The organism is Vibrio coralliirubri (assembly GCF_024347375.1).
Lineage (GTDB): Bacteria > Pseudomonadota > Gammaproteobacteria > Enterobacterales > Vibrionaceae > Vibrio > Vibrio coralliirubri.
In genome coordinates this window covers 636616-656418 of sequence record NZ_AP025471.1, presented here as the reverse complement: position 1 = coordinate 656418, position 19803 = coordinate 636616, and the positions used below count along the sequence as shown (strand labels likewise).

Below are 19803 nucleotides of genomic sequence, written 5' to 3'. Positions count from 1 at the left end.
CTCCAGACGACATAAACAAAAAGGGCCCTTCGTTTAGATATAAAATCTTAACTCGGAGCCCTAATGACACGTATCTGGTGTCTGTCTATTTAAGCTTACTCGCCTGCAATCTGTAGGTGAGAGCGCTTTAGGCTAGCAATCAACATGTAGATCGTTGTAGCAAGCAGAGACGCGAACAGGTATGTAAACAATCCCGCTTGTGAATCCATAAAGCTGTCTGCAACGATTGGTCCCGCAACAGAACCGATGCTGTAGCAAAGTAGCATGATTTGAGTCACTGACACCAAGTAGCTTGGGTCAAGGTTACGGCAACCTAAGTTAATCGCGATTGGGTATAGCGCAAATGTCGCCATGCCTAATACGAACAAGCTCATGCCTAGTACGTAGAAATCGTGATTGATAGTCAGCACACCAATGCTTGCAACCCCTAGCAGGCAGAACAGAGCCATTAATAACACTTGTCCTACGTGGTGAGATAACCAAGTCACCATCGGCTGTACAGCCATGCCACCCATGATAACTAGAGCCATCAAACCGCCAATGTCTTCGTGTGCAATGTTACGTTGAGCAAGTTCAACTGGCATCAAGCCGTAAATAGCACCTAGCGTTAATCCAGACACAATGCAGCCAATTAGCGCGCTGTGGCTCAATTTGCTGATCTGCTTTAAAGACAAAGATTGCGCATCGTGGATCTGTGGTGGAGTTGCTTGTCCGTACATCAAAACAATGATCGCACCAAACAGAAGGGTGAACATTGCGATGAAAGGTACGCCACCAGTAATACCTAAGTAACCGATACCAAGCTGACCAACTGCAGAACCGCCGTACAGTGAACACATGTAGATAGCGAGACGTTTTGCGCGTTGTGACTCGTCACCGCTCATTAGCCAAGACTCTACAATCACGAAGATACCTGCAACCGCCACACCAGCCACAAAGCGAGCTAATAGCCAAACTGCTTGATGTGGGATCAATGGCAATACAAGGATCGTTGCGATGAACACACTCAATGCGATGACAAACGCGTCTTTGTGACCAACACGCGCAATGGCACGTTCAATCAATAATGTACCAGCCAGTAGACCTGCATAGAATGCACTCGCCAACCAACTCGATAGATCTTTGTCTAAGCCATACTCAGACAGCATTAATGGTAATGAACTCATTAAGTAGCCTGAAGCGATCGCGTAAAAAGACAATGCAATAACAGGAACCGTTATGCGAGTTGTTGGTTGGATGTTGTCCAATGCAGGAGCCTCTGATAGTAAAAGAAACGATGAATTTTCCGCGACTATGGGGGAGAAACTGAATTGGGTAAAACGAATAAAAATGGTCGTTAAGATAAAAGAAATTTATCGACTAACGAAACTAAAATACGGTTGCGACATTTGGTGGTTTGACGTGATTTTATGTGGTCATAAAGCCGTTAAACCCTTGTTCATTGGCTATTTAATTGAGAGGGTCAAAACAAATTTATTTGTATCGTTGAAATTAAATTTGAAGTGCAGTTTACGATAAGAGCGCTTCTTTTCGGTATTGACGTGGTGAGCTTCCACTCCATTTACGAAAGGCATGACGAAAGTTAGCGCTATCAGAAAAACCAACGCGTTCAGATATCTCTTCAATACTCATTCGAGTTGAAGAAAGGTAGTGCCGGGAAAGGTGAAAGCGAACATGGTCAAGTATCTTCTGATAGCTCGTATCCGCGGCTTTTAGGTGACGACGCAGAGTTCGAGAAGACATGCCCAGTTCTGAAGAAATGGATTCTATCGATGGGTAACATCCTGGCCTTTCAATCAGCATCTGAGAGACTTTCTCTTTGAGGCTGGTGGGTGCACTGACTTTTGCCAACATGTCATCACACGATTTTAAACACATCTGTAAAGTGATGGTATTGGCGGTAGGAAGAGACGAATACAAGGTGGTTGCGTCGAACTCCCATTCAAGGCGGTCACTATTGAATTCAACCGGGCAGCGGAAAATCTCTGTGTATAGATCGCCGTATTCAGGTTTTGGGTAAGGGAAGCGGATCACTTGAGAAGGAAAGGGTTGCTGTAAGACCTCTTCGCACAAACTGTGTATCGCCGCAAACCAATATTCACAGCAAAAGGGTAGCAAAGAATCGAGTTCGATAAGTTGCTCTGCGCGAAAGTAACCAATGTTGTCTTCTACAGACATGGTTTTCCTGAGGACAGGGCCAGCAAGTTGCAGATACTTAAACCCGATTAAAAAGGCATCGAGTAGTGTTTCGCTGCTAAACACCGCATAACCGAGCACGCCGAAGTCACTGAACCTCGCTTGTTGGCCGACTTTAAGCCCCAAACCGTCTTCGTTGGAATTCGCTAATGCGTTACTGAATACAGCAAGCTTTTGCGCCAAAGTGATGTGTGTATCGGGTGTGTTGAGTTGGAGAGCATCGATGTTACTGCCTTCGAGCAACGCTTCGATACTGGTAACAGGCGACAGGTAACGATGTAGCAACTGAAGATCCAGAATGCCGAATGCTTGCATATCGGGTTCGTAAACTGCGGTGTATTCCATAAGCTGCCTCTTGTTGAATATCGATATCTTAACCGAACTTTTAACATTTACGCCTGCTGCTTGTTCTCACTTTCCCAAGCTTGTTCCAAATTTTGGTTTATGTGTGGAAGGTTTTATTGGGCTTGCGCTGGCTGTGTCCGAATATCACCGGTTTTTGTCTTTTTGAAACCTGTTCGAAATGTTATCAAAATGTTGTAATTTGTTGGGTTGCACATTGGAGCGTCTTAAACATTTTGCTCAATAACGACTCTTATCTAAATGAGACACCAATGTGCAGGCTCGTGATGACAAGAAAGACACTTATTACAACGATTAGAACGTCTACGGTGACCGTCTCAAACAGGTCTAAGCCGCATAAGGAGATCATGGATGCACAATCTTGCTGTTAATTTGGAGCGTAGCGCTTCGCTTTTTCCAACTAAAGCCGCTCTGCGTATGGGATCAGATGAAATCAGTTTTTCTCAGTTAGAACAACTTTCTGGAAATGTGGCTGCTAACTTGAAGAGACTTGGGTTGCAGAAGGGAGATAAGGTCGCATTGTCATGCCCGAACGTGACTTACTTTCCGATAGCCTATTACGGGATTCTAAAAGCGGGCTGTGTAGTCGTGCCTTTGAACGTGCTATTTAAGGCCAGAGAGATCGCTTATCACCTTAATGACTCTGACGCGAAAGCCTATTTATGTTTTGAAGGCAGTGAAGAGCTTCCAATTGGTCGCTATGGTTTACAAGGTTTTGAGCAGGCAAACCACTGTGAACACTTTGTCGAGATGCCTATTCCAACAAGTGCAGACACTACTTTAGAAAGTAATGAGCAGTATGAATCAATAGCTGATTGGTTGGCACAACCTTTTACTCCGTTTGAATCTCTGGCTTGCCATGGTGATGATACCGCTGTGATCCTTTATACCTCTGGCACGACGGGTCAACCCAAAGGAGCTGAGCTTTCCCACACCAACATGCAGACCAATGCGATGTCGTCACAGTATCTAATGAGATTGGAATACAGCGACACGACAATGGCCACACTTCCTTTGTTCCACAGTTTCGGCCAGACAGTGATGATGAACGCGAGTGTGTTGACGGGTTCAACCATGGTGTTGATTCCTCGTTTTGAACCATCACTGGTTATTGAACAGATCATTAGCCACAAAGTCAGTGTCTTTGCTGGCGTCCCTACTATGTATATTGCGCTATTAAAGGCGGGAGAAGAGTCTGCTGACACTTCAGAAAAAACAAGAAAACGCTCTGAACAGGTTAAACATAGCTTGAGGTTAGGTGTTTCTGGTGGTGCGTCTATGCCGCTTGAGGTCATACGACAGTTTGAGTCTCGTTTTGAATTACCAGTATTAGAAGGTTATGGGCTCTCGGAAACGGCGCCAGTTGCGACATTTAATCATATTGATGGCGATCGTTTATCGGGTAGTGTCGGTCAGCCTTTATGTGGCCACCTCATCAAGATTACTGATATACAAGGCAACTCTGTCGCTATGGGTGAACTGGGCGAAGTCTGCATTAAAAGCCCAAGTGTGATGAAAGGCTATTATCAAAGGCCAGAGGCGACAGCTGAGTCCATTCGTGATGGTTGGTTCTTAACGGGAGATATTGGGCGCGTTGATGAGCACGGCAATTTGTTCATTGTTGACCGTGTGAAAGACATGATTATTCGTGGCGGGTACAACGTTTATCCACGTGAGGTTGAAGAAGTATTGATGTGTCACCCCGATGTCGAAATGGTCGCGGTGGTAGGCGAGCATCATGAACATTTAGGCGAGGAGATCCACGCGCATGTGGTGCTTCACGAACATACGCAATGTGATAGTGCCGCCTTGATAGCATGGTGTCGTGAGCAACTCGCCGACTACAAATACCCGCGTAAGGTATTCATTCGTAAAGCCTTACCCATGACAGCAACCGGAAAAATCTTGAAGCGTGAGTTACACCCACTAGAAATAGCGGAGATGGCAAATGGATAGTTATGATTTTATTGTTGTTGGCGGTGGTTCTGCGGGTTGTGTCATGGCTTCGCGGCTGTCGGAAGATCCTAATGTGACGGTTTGCTTGTTAGAAGCGGGCGGTAAAGACACGAGCCCATTAATTCACACACCCGTTGGCGTGGTTGCGATGATGCCAACCAAACTCAACAATTGGGCATTCGAAACCGTTGAACAGCCAGGTTTGAACGGTCGTAAAGGCTATCAGCCGAGAGGTAAGACACTTGGCGGGTCTAGCTCTATCAATGCCATGATGTACGCTCGTGGGCACCGCTACGACTACGATACATGGGAAAGCTTGGGTAACACAGGTTGGAGCTATGATTCGTGTCTGCCTTACTTTAAGAAAGCCGAAAACAACGAAGTTCATCAAGATGAGTTTCATGGCCAAGGTGGTCCTCTTAATGTGGCAAACCTCAGGTCGCCAAGCCCTATGTTGGAACGCTACTTAACAGCCTGTGAATCGATAGGCGTGCCTCGCAATGAAGATATTAACGGTGCGGCGCAGTTTGGGGCGATGCCGACGCAGGTAACTCAGCTGAATGGTGAACGGTGCAGTGCTGCCAAGGCTTACTTAACGCCAAACCTTTCGCGTCCAAATCTTACGGTCGTTACTAAAGCCACCACCCATAAGGTATTGTTTGAAGACAAGAAGGCGGTTGGCGTTGAATATGGCTCTAACGGAAAGTGTTATCAGCTCCGCTCTAACAAGGAAGTGATTCTATCCGCTGGCGCGTTTGGTTCTCCCCAATTGCTATTACTGTCTGGTGTCGGTGCTCAAACTGAACTAGAGACGCATGGCATCAAACAAGTTCATGAATTACCTGGAGTGGGCAAGAACCTTCAAGACCATATCGACTTAGTGCACTCGTACAAATGCAGTGAAAAGCGTGAAACCTTCGGCATCTCGCCGCAAATGGCCTCTGAAATGACCAAAGCCTTACCGCTATGGCACAAAGAACGCCGTGGTAAGATGAGCAGCAATTTTGCAGAGGGGATAGGCTTTCTCTGCTCCGAAGATCATATCGCTGTACCGGATTTAGAGTTTGTATTTGTCGTGGCTGTTGTCGATGACCATGCCAGAAAAATCCATACCAGTCATGGCTTTACTTCTCATGTCACCTTATTGCGACCGAAGAGCCATGGCACCGTAACGCTGAATAGCAATGATCCCTATGATCCGCCTAAGATCGATCCTGCGTTTTTCAGTCATCCTGAAGATATGGAGATCATGATTAAAGGCTGGAAGAAGCAGTATCAAATGTTGGAGAGTTCCGCGTTTGATGATATCCGTGGCAACGCTTTCTACCCTGTGGACGCCAGTGATGACAAGGCTATCGAGCAAGATATCCGTAACCGTGCAGACACCCAGTATCACCCGGTGGGTACCTGTAAAATGGGACCTAATAGTGATTCTTTAGCTGTGGTGGATAAAGATCTCAAAGTTTATGGTTTGGATAATTTGAGAGTCATTGATGCTTCTGTGATGCCGACACTGATTGGGGCAAATACCAATGCACCAACCATTATGATTGCCGAGAAAGTCGCAGACCAGATCAAACAGGAATACGAGTTAGGTAAGCAAGAAGCTGGCATTCAAGCGAAAGGCGAAGCTGTGGTTTAATTCAAGAAGTTAAGTGATAACCATAAATAAAACAGTAGGTTAGAGAGTCTTGGTTTGATAAGGCTCTCTAACCTATTTTTGTGTGCTTACTTAGAATTAATTAATGCTAAATCAATAGTTTAACTAATAGTGTTACTTAGTTAGTGCTTGATTAAGCCACTGATCAAATTGACCTTTTGGCAGTGCACCGTTAATCGTATCGACACGTTTACCGTCTTTAAACACCATAACGGTCGGAATGCTTCTGATTTGATACATTGCCGCGAGCTGCTGTTGAGCTTCAGTATCAATCTTAACGAATCGAACATCTCCAGAACGCTCTTTTGCAACGTCGCTGAACACAGGCGCGAAGCCCACACATGGGTTACACCATGTTGCCCAGAAATCGACAACTACAGGTTGTGAACTGTTCAAGATAGATTGGAAATTAAGTGACGTTCCCTCGATAGGAGCGCCATCGAGCAGTGCTGTTTTGCACTTACCACAAGTTGGGCTTTCTGAAATTCTTTCTGAAGGAACTCGGTTTACGCCATTACAAGAAGGGCATCGTGTGTTGAATGTAGACATAACTTTCTCTTTTTATTGTAACTCCGTTGCTAACGCGATTTACGAATCACGCACGGAGCGCTTATACTGTTTAAAACTAGAATACGATACTTAAATAAAAACAAACAATAAACAGGTAAATGATGACAAAATTTTACGCCGAAATTACTGGCTGGGGAAAGTGTCTGCCACCAGCCGTGCTGTCCAATGATGATCTAAGCACTTTCATTGATACGTCTGACGAGTGGATTCGAACTCGAACTGGTATCGAAAACCGTCGTATCAGTCATGTAAATACCTCTGAACTTGCGACTGTTGCAGCGAAACATGCCATGGCGTGTGCTGGTCTAACGGCTGAAGACATCGACCTCGTTATCATCGCGACGTGCAGCCCTGATTCTCTTATCCCAAATACCGCGTCTAAGGTTCAACAGAACTTAGGCATTAAAAGTGCAGCGGCTTTCGACCTTAACGCCGCGTGTACTGGCTTCATCTACGGTGTTGAAACAGCAACTCGACTGATTCAAGCGGGCAACTACCGCAATGCAATCGTTGTGGGTGCAGAACGTCTTTCATTCTTCATCGACTGGACCAAGCGTGATACGGCGGTTCTTTTCGGTGACGGCGCTGGCGCTGTGGTTCTATCACGTACTGAAGAGCAAGTGGGTTTACAAGAAGCTCAAATCGGTTGTGACGCAGAGGGCCGTGACATTCTAGCTGTACCAAAATTCGGTACTTCTATGGATCGCTTCGCTGCTGATAACGGTTACTGGGACTTTGATTTCGTTGGTAAAGAGATCTTCAAGCGTGCTGTGAAAGGCATGGGCGCAGCGGCACATACCGTATTGAGTCGCACTGGCATCTCAACTGAAAACATAGATGTTGTGATTCCGCATCAAGCGAACATCCGAATCATTCAAACTTTGTGTGATATGGCGGGCATTGAGCGCGAGAAAGCATTTGTTAACATCCAAAACTATGGCAACACATCGGCTGCAACCGTACCAATTGCACTGTGTGAATCGCTAGAGCAAGGCTTCGTTAAGCCTAACGACAACATTCTTGTTGCAGCATTTGGTGCTGGTTTGACTTGGGGAGCTGGCCACATTAAGTGGGGCAGCCGCGTTGAACCACTAGGTCAATCGGATGCTAAGCTTCCAGAAGCTGATAAACCGGCTTTAGAGCTTCTAGAAAGAGCCATTTTACACTGTAAAACGCGTCCTAATTCTGAGAGCGAGTAGCTGCATGACTCAAGTTCGTTTTATGACAGAAGCCGACCTCGATGGGGCGGCTTTGGTTCATCAATCTGCCTTTGTTCGACAGAAAAACTCACGCGATTGGTTACAATGTAACTTAAACGCTTCACCACGTTTTCTTAACTTTGTTGCTGAAAGCGAAGGTGAAGTTGTTGGCTACATTATTTGGGTTCAGAAGAGCGGGTTTAGACCTGAAGCTGTTTTAGAACTAGAGCAACTTGCCGTGTTACCAAGTGCGCAAGGTAAAGGATTGGGTAAAAAGCTGATTCTTGACTCCTTGCCGCAAGTGAAACAGAAGCTAGCAGAGCAAGGCTCGACACTAAAACATGTGCTAGTGACGACCAGAGCGGATAACTTTGCACAAAAGCTCTATCAGTCGACATTAGGCGCTGAAGTCGAAACTACGATTTCAAACCTGTACTCTGCTGATGAAGTGCTTATGATAGCTCGCAATGTAGGTGAGCGAATCTGATCACTGAGTGATTAGAACTCATTATAATCAGCGATATAAGTCGACCACGATCGATAAACGTTTTATTAGGGGCTAAGTTAGTCCCTTTTGTTATTTCTTAGGAAGTGTTTTGAAGAAAGTTTTAGCAATTGGCTACGTTTGGCCAGAACCGAATTCATCGGCGGCTGGCAGCCACATGATGTCTCTTTTACGTCTATTTAAAAGACAAGGTTGGTCAGTCGAATTTGCAACACCCGCTCAAGAAACCGAGCACATGATTGATCTCTCTGAAGAGGGCATCACAAGTCAATCTATCCAGTTGAATTGCGATAGCTTTGATCAGTACATCGAAGAGCTGCAGCCTGATGTCGTGATGTTTGACCGTTTTATGATGGAAGAACAGTTTGGTTGGCGTGTTGAGAAGGTATGTCCGAACGCGTTTAAGCTGTTGGATACTGAAGACTTGCAGTTCCTGCGTAATGCGCGTCATGAAGCCGTTAAGAAAGAAACTGAACTGACCAAAGCACACTTATACAGTGATTTAGCTAAACGTGAAATTGCCGCGATTTTGCGCTGTGATCTTTCGTTGATCATTTCAAGTTACGAGATGGAACTGCTTCAATCAGAGTTCAATATCGATCCCAAACTGCTTCATCATCTGCCGTTCATGGTTGATCTTAATACGCTTCCTAAAAGCACGAAAAGCTTTGAAGAACGTCAGCATTTCATGACGATAGGTAACTTTAGACATGCCCCGAATTGGGATGCTGTGCTTCAGTTACAGAAGATTTGGCCGAAGATTCGCAAGCAGCTGCCTGACACTGAACTTCATATTTATGGATCGTATCCGCCACCAAAAGCGACCGCATTACACAATCCTAAAACTGGTTTCCATATCAAAGGTTGGGCGAAAGATGCTCAAGAAGTGATGGAGCAGGCACGTGTGTGTGTCGCGCCACTGCGTTTTGGTGCGGGCATTAAAGGTAAGTTTCTTGATGCAATGAAGCTTCAAACTCCAAACGTGACCAGTGAAATTGGTAGTGAAGGCATGTTACCGCAAGGAGAATTGCAATGGCCGGGCGCGGTAGCAGACGATATCGACGCATTTGTTGAACAAGCTGTTGCTCTTTATAAAGATGAAGAGAAGTGGCTTAAGGCTCAAAGTCAGTGTCATTCAATTCTTGAAGCGCACTATGAACAGAATCAACTGGGCGATAAATTGATCGAGCGTTTGATTGCGCTAGATTCTGAGCTTGAGTCTCATCGACTGGATAACTTCTTTGGCTCTATGCTGAAGCACCACAGCATGGCGAGCACTAAGTACATGTCGCAGTGGATTGCTGAGAAGAACAAGATCAAATAGCTGTTTACAAAGACAGAATAAATCTTAAGCCCCTAGGCTAACGCCTAGGGGCTTTTTCATGGGGGAAGCTTTTCGACTTTTCACTTTAGACTTTCCAACCGAAACATAGTGCATTACATTAGCATTGACTAATTTATATTTATTAGTAAACTCTAATTTAAATGTTGGTGAATTAGATTTTAGTTTGTGGATAGGAGAGGTCGGTGATTAGTTTGATACCTTGGGATGCATTTTTTGGTGGCATGCTGCTAGGCGCGTCGGCAATTATTCTGATGTTGGGCATCGGGCGAGTAGCAGGAATCAGCGGAATCGTTAGTCGCTTATTGCCGTCTAGAAAGAATAAAAGCTTAGAATCAGGATCTGAATCCAGCTCGGACACCCGTATTGAAGAAACCGAGAAACATTGGCGACTTGCCTTTGTTGTCGGAATGGTTGTCAGCGGTTGGTTGTTGATTCCAACTGGTTATCAACTTCCTCAGTTAGAAGAGATCAACTTCGCAGTGGTTATCATAGCCGGACTATTGGTGGGCTTCGGCACTAAGGTCGCGAATGGCTGTACAAGTGGCCATGGCATTGTGGGAATGGCGCGTTTGTCTAAACGTTCAATTGTCGCGACTTGTGTGTTTATGGGTGTGGCAATGGCAACTGTGTTGGTTAAGAATCTGATTGGTTTGGGGGCGTAATGAAAAACTCTTCGTTTACTATCGTTATTGGCTTGTTCGCAGGTCTTCTTTTCGGCTCAGGCATGATCATTTCAGGCATGGTTGATCCAAACAAAGTACTTGGCTTTTTAGACATTACAGGCGACTGGGATATCAGCTTGGCATTCGTCATGGGTGGCGCGTTATTGGTCTTCGCTCCGTTTTATCATCTGGTCATTAAAAAACGTGCTAAAGCTATCAATGGCGAGCCGTTAGATAGCCGTAACAACCCGCTAATCGACAGAAAGCTGATTCTAGGTTCAACTGCCTTTGGTTTAGGTTGGGGGATTGCAGGTTTTTGCCCGGGCCCTGCAGTAACCAGCCTTAGTGGTGGTAACCCAACGGTATGGCTGTTCGTCTTAAGTATGCTGGTGGGAATGTGGCTGGCGGGGCGAGCGAATAAAACCTGTTAGTAGTGCGCCTGTCGTATATCAGATAGGCTTGATATGACCATTTGAGAGGCTGACACGCTTTAACCCAAAAGCCAGTCAGCCTCTTTTTTATATCTATCTGATAGTCGTTGAAACTGGGCAATGGTCGCTAAGTTTGTAATCAAGCACATCTTGCGTTTCAAATACCACCTGTTTCGCAGAAGATGCATTTAGTGACTTACTCACCACAATATGATCAATGACAGAACGGAATTGGTGCGTGCGATGGTTATTGCGGTTAGAGCGCACCTTACAATCTGCTCGAGTTTTTCTTGTTGCCAACTGAGCATCGGTATTTTGCGTCATATCTTTCCACATCCAATCTCTTGAGTAGGATAGGTTATGGTTGAAGTCGCCTAGTATCGCGTAATCCTGGCCGTTTCTTTCTCTTTGCTGAATCCACTTATTAAGTTGCTGTGCTTGGTCTTTGAGTCTTGAACAATCTCGGTTCGACTTGTAAGCGCCGCTGCAACCCGCCTTTAAATGCACAGACAACATGTGAATCGGCTTGCTTTCCGTTTCTACGACCATGTAACTGGCAAACCTAAGCTTGCTGTTAGCGCTCGACTCCAGTGGGAAGTCAGCGTAGTCGGTGAGTGTGATTCCTTTACGAACCGCGAACCCTGTGTATTGGTTCACTTCTTTGAACTGATGGTTGCTGTTTTCTGGTAATGCTCGGTCAGACATCAATATCTTGTATTGATCGCCAGCGATGCGCTGAATGGCATTTACGTCGTCGACTTCTTGAAAGGCGACCACATCCGCATCTAAGGATTGAAAGTATTCTTCAAGTTTGTCGAAATCAGCTTGATCACGTTGGGCAGAAAACTTATTCACAGCCTCGTTGGTTGATAACCATTCGATATTCCAACTGGATATGGTCAAAGGTTCAGCAAATGTCTGGCTACTGAGTAAGCAACCTAACATTATCCAGTTTTGAAGTCGTTTCATCCCAAATATCCCTAATTTTGTCGTCCAATATAGTTGAGCCGTTATCCTACAACACTTACCAAAAATTCAACTCTTTTTAGCAGTTTTTTTATTGTTACATTGTTTCTTTTCGACTTGAGAACTAGCGTAATAATATTGAATTGATCTTAGTCAGCGTGAGAGTTTTATTGATCCAAATCAATACTCAAAGTTGGTGGTTCTCGTTAAATACGCCACAATATCTAGTGTTAGTTAAACGATAAATCGCTCTATATAGTGTGTTTGTGGATAAGTCTGTGAATACCTCAAGAGTAAGGAGAAGTGGTGAAATCAATCGTAATCAAGCGTGATGGCTCAAGAGCTCCATTCAGTAGAGATCGCATCCAAGCTGCAGTGGAAGCAGCATCAGACAAAGCCGATAAGGAAATTGCTATTTATGCACTGAATGTGGCATTAGCAGTTGAGTTGAAGCTCGAAGACTACGATGAAGTTCATATCTCTGAAATTCAAACCATGGTCGAGAACGAGCTAATGCAGGGACCATACAAGTCTCTGGCTCGTGCCTACATTGAATATCGTCATGACCGCGACATCGCACGTGAGAAGCAAAGCGCTTTAACTCGCGAGATCGAAGGTTTGATCGAAGAAAGCAATGTTGATCTGATCAATGAGAATGCCAACAAAGACGGTAAAGTTATCCCAACTCAGCGTGACTTGCTGGCGGGTATCGTGGCTAAACACTATGCAAAAACTCACATTTTGCCGCGTGACATCGTACAAGCTCACGAGTGTGGTGACATTCACTACCACGACCTAGACTACGCACCGTTCTTCCCAATGTTTAACTGTATGCTTATCGATTTGAAAGGCATGTTAACGCATGGCTTCAAGATGGGTAACGCGGAAATCGACACACCTAAGTCGATTTCTACAGCGACAGCGGTAACGGCGCAAATCATCGCGCAAGTGGCGAGCCACATTTACGGCGGTACAACGATTAACCGTATCGACGAGGTTCTAGAACCTTACGTGATGGCGAGCTACGAAAAGCACTTATCGCTAGCGAAAGAGTGGGACATTCATAGCCCAGAAGCTTTTGCTATCTCTCGTACAGAGAAAGAGTGTTACGACGCGTTCCAATCTTTGGAATACGAAGTAAACACGCTACACACGGCTAATGGTCAAACACCATTCGTTACGTTTGGTTTTGGTCTAGGCGAAAGCTGGGGTTCGAAACTTATCCAGCAATCTATCTTGAAAAACCGCATTGCAGGTTTGGGTAAGAACCGTAAAACAGCGGTATTCCCTAAACTGGTGTTCGCAATCAAAGATGGTTTGAACCACCAGAAGCAAGATCCAAACTACGACATCAAGCAATTAGCGCTTGAGTGTGCGTCTAAGCGTATGTACCCAGACATTCTTAACTACGACAAAGTAGTAGAAGTGACAGGGTCATTTAAAACGCCTATGGGTTGCCGTAGCTTCTTGAATACTTACGAAGAAAACGGTGAGTTAATTCATGAAGGCCGTAACAACTTAGGTGTTGTGAGCCTAAACTTGCCACGTATTGCGATTAACGCAAAACAAGATATGACTAAGTTCTACGAACTGCTTGATGAAAAACTGAAGCTAGCTCGTCGCGCACTAGAAACTCGTATTTCTCGTCTAGAAAACGTGAAAGCGCGTGTTGCTCCAATCCTATACATGGAAGGTGCTTGTGGCGTTCGCTTGAAAGCAGATGACTCTATTGCAGATATCTTCAAGAACGGTCGTGCATCGGTTTCTCTTGGTTACATCGGTATTCACGAAGCAATGACTGCGCTTTACGGCACAGACGTTCACTTGTACGACGACGGCGAAATGCGTGCTAAAGCGCTTGAGCTGGTGGAATACATGAAGCGTGAAGTGGAATCTTGGACGAAAGAGACAGGTTACGCATTCAGCCTATACGGCACACCAAGTGAAAACCTATGTAGCCGTTTCTGTAGCATCGACACTAAAGAGTTTGGTGTGATTGATGGCGTAACAGACCGTGGTTACTACACCAACAGCTTCCACCTAGATGTACAGAAGAAGGTGAACCCATACGACAAGATCGATTTCGAGATGCCTTATCCAGAAATCTCTAGCGGTGGTTTCATCTGTTACGGCGAATTCCCGAACATGCAGAAGAACATCGAAGCGCTAGAAAACGTATGGGATTACAGCTACACACGTGTTCCTTACTACGGCACTAACACACCGATTGATGAGTGTTACGAATGTGGTTACAACGGTGAGTTCGACTGTACCAGTAAGGGCTTTACGTGTCCTAAGTGTGGCAACCACGACTCAACCAAAGTATCGGTAACACGCCGTGTTTGTGGTTACCTTGGTAGCCCAGATGCACGACCATTTAACTTCGGTAAGCAAGAAGAAGTTAAACGCCGAGTGAAGCATCTTTGATCTAACGAAGGATCTTAGTAAGGTCTGCGATTTTTAGCTAGTTCACTCAGCAGAGCTACGTTTCAAGAAATATGATTGGTATCGGCGCTATGTCGATACCAATTCATTTGTTTCAACTCTCGCTACTTTTCGAGTTAAACCATTAAGCCATCACGAGTTCTCAATACTGCCTTATGAATTATCACCAATATCACCCAATCGACGTTGTAAATGGCCCAGGAACACGCTGCACTTTGTTTGTGTCGGGTTGTGTGCACCAGTGTCGCGGGTGTTATAACCAATCGACGCAAAGGTTGGACTCAGGGCATTTGTTTACTCAAGAACTGCAAGACCACATTATCGCTGATCTCAATGATCCGCGAATTAAGCGTCGTGGCTTGTCGCTTTCTGGTGGTGATCCTTTGCATCCTGCAAACGTGTCTGAAGTGCTTAAGTTGGTTCAACGTGTAAAAGCAGAATGTGAAGGTAAAGATATTTGGATGTGGACGGGATACGAACTCGACGAACTCGACGAAAAGCAGAAGCAAGTACTTGAATATGTTGATACTTTGATTGATGGTCGTTTTGAACAAGATAAAGCGGATCCGATGTTGGATTGGCGTGGTAGTTCCAACCAAATCATCCATCGATTTACTGACTTATAAGCGTGTTCTGATTCAGGACTCTCGTATAAGAAACAGAAAAAAGGGCTTCATCGTTAGCGCAATGCTACAAATCAGCCCTTGGGTGTGAGTTCTTTTGAATCGATCGCCTGCACGTCAGTGTCAGTTTGGCGCTTGCTTAAATAGGAATGTGCTCAGGCTCGTCGATTAGGTTGTTTATCCATTTCTTGGATTGAATCCTCTGACTGGTCAGAACTATTTTGGCGAGCTCTTCCAGCAGTACAATCATCAAAACCCATTCTAGCGGCCAACCCAACACCAGCGCAGTAAAGTAGGCAAGGGGGATACCAATCGCCCATTGGCCAAACAGATCGATGAAGATGCTGTAGTTGATGTCTCCACCGCTTTTCAGTACACCACCAATGCCAACCATATTGAAGACTCTTAGTATCATGCCGAATGCCATGACTAAGGTGACGTTAACAGCCGTCTCTTTGAGCTCTAAGTGAGTAAGGCCGATCATGTATACGATCGCGGGTTTAGCAAACCAACACAATAAGGCTAGTAAAGCCGCGAGCCCACAACTGACCAAGACATAACCCCATGCAGTCTTCTCAACACGTTGATAGTTCTTCGCGCCGATCTCGTTGCCTAAAATGATTGAAGCCGCGACTGCAAACCCCATGAACGCCGAAATCAAAATGCTTTCTACTGGCGATAACAGTGAGATTATCGCAAGCTCACCAACACCCATCTGACCAACAATAACGTTATAAATCAGTATTCCACCCGCCCAAGCTGTATCATGAACCAACATCGGAATGGCTACCTTGAAATACTTCTTTCTATGCTTCGGCAATATCGCATCGCGCCAATTGCTTAATGTCGGGAATAGATGCGCATAGTGTTTCTTCGCCATGATAAGCAGCGCTATCGTCTGAAAGAATCGAGACACCGTGGTGCCAATAGCCGCACCAACTACGCCCAGTTCTGGAAATCCAAACAAACCAAAGATCAGCAATGCATTGAGAATCGCGTTAACGATGATCGCCCAAATACTGATCTTGGTGGGCAATTTGGCTTCGCCGACCGATCGTAGTGCGCTTTCTAATGGCACTACGATCGCGGTACCAAAAAGGCTGGCTCCTGTTATCCAAAGGTAATCCGTTGCCAAGCGGACGTAATCAGGGTCTGAGGCCACCACAGACACGACTGATTCAGGAGCCAATGTATAAATGAACACAAAGGGGATGATGGCAAAGACAGACAATGCCCATGATTGCGCTAATGTGCGTCTAATTCCGTTGAAATCTCCCGCACCGAAATATTGCGAAGCTAGCACACTGACAGCACCGCTAATCCCAGATACCATGATCAAGTTGAAGAAAAATATGCGGTTACCTACACCAACTGCTGCGGTTGCAGAGTCACCCAGTTGGTTAACCATAAAAATATCGACTACGCCAAGTAATGAAAACAACATGGTTTGTAGCGATACAGGCAAACCGATGTGTAAAAGCTTTTGCCAAAAATCTTTGTCTAGATGCCGATATGTCGAGCGCATCGCATTTCCCCTGTGGTTAATATGCGAGAAGTTTATCGGCATTTGTTTTAGCTGTATTGTTCAGGTTCATCACATACTTTTGCCAAACTATCTATTTTCAAAAGCTGCCTATTTGTCAAAACGATCTGTTTTCAAAATCATCTACTTCAAAACTATCGAATGACTAATGTGGCGATTTAATTGCAGACAAACCTAATGAGCGACCAGTGCAATGAGTGAGAAACACGAACGGTACGAGATCTCTGATCAGACACACCAAGAGTTTGTCGATCAAAGCCATGTATTGGCATTCGAAGAGTTGGGTATCGTTCAGTGTGGGACGGCGTCGTGCCGAGATTTCTTTTCGGTACATCGGAAGAACCCCCAGAAACACATGCTGCTGTACACGGTTAGGGGCAAAGGGTGGTTAGAAAGTGGCGCGTGTCGCTATCTTCTAGAGCCAGGGTCATGCATTACAGTTCCCGCGGGCACTGAGAATGGCTTTGGGATTGAAGAAGAAACATGGCAAATCGCATGGATCTTTCTCTCGCCCGACAAACAATGGGACAGAGTGGTGAGTGATGAAGTGAGCTACACACTTTCGCCAGCAGCAGAGGTGGTGTCGTCGTGCATTCATACTCTATTGAGAAGCATTGCCTTACCCATCGATTTGGGGGGAGCGATTGCCAATCACAGTGTGGCTCAAATAGAGTTCATGATTAATGCGCCAGTCCCGCAGCAGCAATCACGCAATTTGATTCGTTTAAGACGCGTGTTCGACAACGTACAAAAACAACTCCATAAAGAGTGGAACGTTCATGAGCTTGCGAGCTTGTTCCCGTGCTCAGAGCCGCATTTCCATCGTTTGTGCCAGCGCTATTATTCACACAGCCCAATGACTCATATTATGCGTATGAGAATGGAATACGCAGCACGTTTGTTGAAATCGAGTGATTGGTCGATTCAACATATTGGCGAGATCGTGGGTTACCCGAATGCAGCTAACTTTAGTACTCGATTTAAAGCTTGGTCGGGCATGACACCAAGGCAATTCAAACAAGGTATTTAGTCGAAAATCAACAAGGTACTTCTTAAACAAGCCACGGATCTTTTGATAAAGCACTAAAAGTGTTCTAAATTTGCGCTGTTTCGTGACGTAAAATGACCAATCTCTGATTACTTATTCTAACTAAGCGCTTCTATTAAAAAATGTTTCTGATTTGTCTACGATAATGTTAACGTGAAACTCATTACTTGAATTTCAAAGGGTTGTGACTTTCATGTTTTCACATCTACCAAAACCAACTTTAGATCCAATTCTATCTCTTTCTGTTGCTTACCGCGGCGATACTCGTACTGATAAAGTCGACTTAGGCATTGGCGTTTACAAAAACGATCAAGGCGAAACTCCGATCATGAAAGCCGTTTCTATGGCTCAAGATATCGTTGTTGAAACGCAGAAAACCAAAGCTTACGTTGGCCTAGCCGGCTGTGAAGAGTTCAACCAGAGCATGGTTGATCTGCTGCTTAAAGGGACTTCTGCAATGGATCGCGTTGCTGCGATTCAAACACCAGGTGCAAGTGGTGCACTTCGTATGTTGGGTGACTTAATGAAAGTTTCTCAACCAGACACCACAGTTTGGATTTCAAACCCAAGCTACGTTAACCACAAACCGGTGATGGAAGCGGCAGGCTTAAAAGTTCGATACTACAATTACTTCAGTCCTGAAACGAAGCAAGTTGATACTGCAAGAATGTTGGATGACCTTTCAAAAGCGGGTCCATCAGACGTGGTACTGCTGCACGGTTGCTGTCATAACCCAACGGGTGCGGATATCAACTTTGAAGCGTGGCAGGAAATCACCAAATTATCTCAGAAGAATGGTTTCTTACCGTTCGTTGATATTGCCTACCAAGGTTTTGGTGATGGCCTAGAAGAAGACGCAAAAGGCCTTCAACACATGGCTAACAACGTAGAAGAGATGTTGATTACGACATCTTGCTCGAAGAACTTCGGTTTATACCGTGAAAGAACGGGCGCTGCTATCGTGATTGGCAAGAACAGCGAACACGTTGGCAATGCTAAAGGTAAGCTTCTTACTCTTGCTCGTTCAACTTATACAATGCCGCCAGATCATGGTGCAGCTTTGGTTAAAACAATTCTTCAGAATCAAGAGCTAACCTCGATTTGGAAGCAAGAATTGAGTGAAATGCAGCAACGTTTGTTAAATCTGCGCCAAAGTTTATGTGATGAATTGCGAAATACTTATAACACGTCACAATTTGACTTCATTGAAAGCCATAAAGGCATGTTTAGTGTACTAGGCTTTAAAGAAACTCAAATGAATCAATTACGTGAAGAATATGGAGTCTATGGTGTTGGTGACGGACGCATCAATATCGCAGGCCTTTCCGAATCTCATATTCCTTATGTAGCTAAAGCGATAGCCAACGTTTCAAAATAGAAGGTGACTGAATGTATAACTGGAAAGCGATTGTAGTTTTAATGCTAAGTGGTGGCCTGTTTGCTTGTTCGACGACGACTCAAGTTCCTGTCGAGCCAGAGCAAAAGCCTCAAGTAGAACAACCTGTTGTGGATGACTCTTCAAAGACTGACGCAACTGAAGGCGAGAAAGTAACGGAACCTACGGAAAAGCCTGAAGAAGTAAAACCGACTGAGCCAGAAGCTAAACCAAAGCCTGAAGAAAAGCCAGTTCCAAAGCCGACTAAAACAAGCGATGGTAAACTGATTCTTGGTGAAGAAGAGTGGGTGTTTGTTCCTGGTTTGAAAGAAGCGTTTAAAGCACGTGTAGATACAGGTGCAACAACATCTTCAATCAGTGCGGTTGATATTGTTGATTTTGAACGTGACGGAAAAGACTGGGTTAAGTTCAAAATCGAACATGACGGCATCACAACGCAAGAGATCAGCTTACCGGTAGAGCGTTGGGTTAAGATCAAGCAGTCGAGTGCAGAAGGTACACAACGACGTGCTGTGGTTGTCGCTTCAATTCAAATCGGTGATCTGAAAGACAAAACTGAGTTTACTCTAGCGGACCGAACGCATCTTTCTTTCCCACTACTGTTGGGTAGAAGCTTCTTTAGAGATGTTGCGGTAGTAGATGTAAGCCAAAAATACGTTCAAAAGAAAATTACTAAATAACATTTCTGCTCGTCATCAAAGCTTTTCGTTTTGAAGAGCTATAGTTTCAAAAGTGACGAGATTGAAAGACTTTTAGTGTTGATAAATGAAATCCCTACCAGTTCTGCTGGTGGGGATTTTTCTATTTACACCCCAATAACGTATGAAAAGCATCTAAATGGTCTATGTTTACTATTCGTTTACTGTTTAGCCTCGACAACGTGATCGAGATCTCT

At 44.9% G+C, this 19803-nt stretch carries 17 protein-coding genes; 12 read left to right on the top strand and 5 right to left on the bottom strand.

Annotated elements, in window-relative coordinates:
• Window positions 1-95: 95 nt before the first annotated feature.
• Both OCV20_RS19455 and OCV20_RS19450 read right to left on the bottom strand, forming a co-directional pair.
• Window positions 96-1247: an MFS transporter gene (locus tag OCV20_RS19455; protein WP_029235229.1), complete on the bottom strand. Its 1152-nt coding sequence runs from the start codon at window positions 1245-1247 to the stop codon at window positions 96-98.
• Window positions 1248-1509: 262 nt separating this feature from the next.
• Window positions 1510-2541, bottom strand: coding sequence for an AraC family transcriptional regulator (locus OCV20_RS19450; protein ID WP_086775698.1), 1032 nt, complete (start codon window positions 2539-2541; stop codon window positions 1510-1512).
• Window positions 2542-2910: 369 nt separating this feature from the next.
• Here OCV20_RS19450 and OCV20_RS19445 point away from each other — a divergent pair, with 369 nt between their 5' ends.
• Both OCV20_RS19445 and OCV20_RS19440 read left to right on the top strand, forming a co-directional pair.
• Entirely contained in the window at window positions 2911-4515 is a 1605-nt protein-coding gene (locus tag OCV20_RS19445) for a long-chain-fatty-acid--CoA ligase (RefSeq protein WP_086775699.1), read from the top strand.
• Entirely contained in the window at window positions 4508-6157 is a 1650-nt protein-coding gene (locus tag OCV20_RS19440; RefSeq protein WP_086775700.1) for a GMC family oxidoreductase, read from the top strand. The genes OCV20_RS19445 and OCV20_RS19440 overlap by 8 nt, the downstream gene beginning before the upstream one ends.
• A 132-nt stretch (window positions 6158-6289) precedes the next feature.
• On the opposite strand, the gene trxC is transcribed toward OCV20_RS19440, so the two are convergent.
• Entirely contained in the window at window positions 6290-6724 is a 435-nt protein-coding gene (gene trxC, locus OCV20_RS19435; RefSeq protein WP_004731082.1) for a thioredoxin TrxC, read from the bottom strand.
• A 122-nt stretch (window positions 6725-6846) separates the two neighbouring features.
• Between trxC and OCV20_RS19430 the strand changes: the two genes are divergently transcribed.
• The 5 genes from OCV20_RS19430 (at window position 6847) to OCV20_RS19410 (ending at window position 10887) form a co-directional block, all read left to right on the top strand.
• Entirely contained in the window at window positions 6847-7944 is a 1098-nt protein-coding gene (locus tag OCV20_RS19430) for a ketoacyl-ACP synthase III (RefSeq protein WP_086775701.1), read from the top strand.
• 22 nt (window positions 7945-7966) lie between these two features.
• Window positions 7967-8431 (top strand): GNAT family N-acetyltransferase, encoded by a 465-nt coding sequence (locus OCV20_RS19425; protein WP_086775718.1) that lies wholly within the window; start codon window positions 7967-7969, stop codon window positions 8429-8431.
• Between the two features lie 109 nt (window positions 8432-8540).
• Complete coding sequence (locus OCV20_RS19420; protein ID WP_086775702.1) at window positions 8541-9773, top strand: glycosyltransferase; 1233 nt, start codon at window positions 8541-8543, stop codon at window positions 9771-9773.
• A 206-nt stretch (window positions 9774-9979) separates the two neighbouring features.
• Entirely contained in the window at window positions 9980-10456 is a 477-nt protein-coding gene (locus OCV20_RS19415) for a YeeE/YedE family protein (RefSeq protein WP_086775719.1), read from the top strand.
• The gene (locus tag OCV20_RS19410; protein ID WP_048613543.1) at window positions 10456-10887 is read left to right on the top strand and encodes a YeeE/YedE family protein; all 432 of its coding nucleotides are present in this window, start codon (window positions 10456-10458) and stop codon (window positions 10885-10887) included. The genes OCV20_RS19415 and OCV20_RS19410 overlap by 1 nt, the downstream gene beginning before the upstream one ends.
• 93 nt (window positions 10888-10980) lie before the next feature.
• Here OCV20_RS19410 and OCV20_RS19405 read toward each other — a convergent pair whose 3' ends face one another.
• Window positions 10981-11856, bottom strand: coding sequence for an endonuclease/exonuclease/phosphatase family protein (locus OCV20_RS19405; RefSeq protein ID WP_086775703.1), 876 nt, complete (start codon window positions 11854-11856; stop codon window positions 10981-10983).
• Between the two features lie 303 nt (window positions 11857-12159).
• On the opposite strand from OCV20_RS19405, the gene nrdD reads away from it, so the two are divergent.
• Window positions 12160-14280 (top strand): anaerobic ribonucleoside-triphosphate reductase, encoded by a 2121-nt coding sequence (gene nrdD / locus OCV20_RS19400; RefSeq protein WP_048613547.1) that lies wholly within the window; start codon window positions 12160-12162, stop codon window positions 14278-14280.
• Between the two features lie 173 nt (window positions 14281-14453).
• Window positions 14454-14924: an anaerobic ribonucleoside-triphosphate reductase-activating protein gene (gene nrdG / locus OCV20_RS19395; protein ID WP_017058260.1), complete on the top strand. Its 471-nt coding sequence runs from the start codon at window positions 14454-14456 to the stop codon at window positions 14922-14924.
• 136 nt (window positions 14925-15060) lie between these two features.
• On the opposite strand, the gene OCV20_RS19390 is transcribed toward nrdG, so the two are convergent.
• Window positions 15061-16488, bottom strand: a complete 1428-nt coding sequence (locus OCV20_RS19390) for an MATE family efflux transporter (RefSeq protein WP_086775704.1) — start codon at window positions 16486-16488, stop codon at window positions 15061-15063.
• Window positions 16489-16657: 169 nt separating this feature from the next.
• Between OCV20_RS19390 and OCV20_RS19385 the strand changes: the two genes are divergently transcribed.
• The 3 genes from OCV20_RS19385 to OCV20_RS19375 all read left to right on the top strand — a co-directional run bounded on the left by OCV20_RS19385 (window position 16658) and on the right by OCV20_RS19375 (window position 19588).
• On the top strand, window positions 16658-17494 hold the full coding sequence (locus OCV20_RS19385) for an AraC family transcriptional regulator (RefSeq protein ID WP_086775705.1): 837 nt from the start codon (window positions 16658-16660) through the stop codon (window positions 17492-17494).
• A 211-nt stretch (window positions 17495-17705) separates the two neighbouring features.
• Complete coding sequence (locus OCV20_RS19380; protein ID WP_048612657.1) at window positions 17706-18890, top strand: amino acid aminotransferase; 1185 nt, start codon at window positions 17706-17708, stop codon at window positions 18888-18890.
• A gap of 11 nt (window positions 18891-18901) precedes the next feature.
• Window positions 18902-19588 (top strand): putative ATP-dependent zinc protease, encoded by a 687-nt coding sequence (locus OCV20_RS19375; RefSeq protein WP_086775706.1) that lies wholly within the window; start codon window positions 18902-18904, stop codon window positions 19586-19588.
• Window positions 19589-19803 lie beyond the last annotated feature (215 nt).

Coding starts and splice junctions, on each gene's coding strand:
- OCV20_RS19450 (WP_086775698.1), bottom strand. CDS start 2,541: ATGGAATACACCGCAGTTTACGAACCCGATATGCAAGCATTCGGCATT.
- OCV20_RS19445 (WP_086775699.1), top strand. CDS start 2,911: ATGCACAATCTTGCTGTTAATTTGGAGCGTAGCGCTTCGCTTTTTCCA.
- OCV20_RS19440 (WP_086775700.1), top strand. CDS start 4,508: ATGGATAGTTATGATTTTATTGTTGTTGGCGGTGGTTCTGCGGGTTGT.
- trxC (WP_004731082.1), bottom strand. CDS start 6,724: ATGTCTACATTCAACACACGATGCCCTTCTTGTAATGGCGTAAACCGA.
- OCV20_RS19430 (WP_086775701.1), top strand. CDS start 6,847: ATGACAAAATTTTACGCCGAAATTACTGGCTGGGGAAAGTGTCTGCCA.
- OCV20_RS19425 (WP_086775718.1), top strand. CDS start 7,967: ATGACAGAAGCCGACCTCGATGGGGCGGCTTTGGTTCATCAATCTGCC.
- OCV20_RS19410 (WP_048613543.1), top strand. CDS start 10,456: ATGAAAAACTCTTCGTTTACTATCGTTATTGGCTTGTTCGCAGGTCTT.
- OCV20_RS19405 (WP_086775703.1), bottom strand. CDS start 11,856: ATGAAACGACTTCAAAACTGGATAATGTTAGGTTGCTTACTCAGTAGC.
- nrdG (WP_017058260.1), top strand. CDS start 14,454: ATGAATTATCACCAATATCACCCAATCGACGTTGTAAATGGCCCAGGA.
- OCV20_RS19390 (WP_086775704.1), bottom strand. CDS start 16,488: ATGCCGATAAACTTCTCGCATATTAACCACAGGGGAAATGCGATGCGC.
- OCV20_RS19385 (WP_086775705.1), top strand. CDS start 16,658: ATGAGTGAGAAACACGAACGGTACGAGATCTCTGATCAGACACACCAA.
- OCV20_RS19380 (WP_048612657.1), top strand. CDS start 17,706: ATGTTTTCACATCTACCAAAACCAACTTTAGATCCAATTCTATCTCTT.
- OCV20_RS19375 (WP_086775706.1), top strand. CDS start 18,902: ATGTATAACTGGAAAGCGATTGTAGTTTTAATGCTAAGTGGTGGCCTG.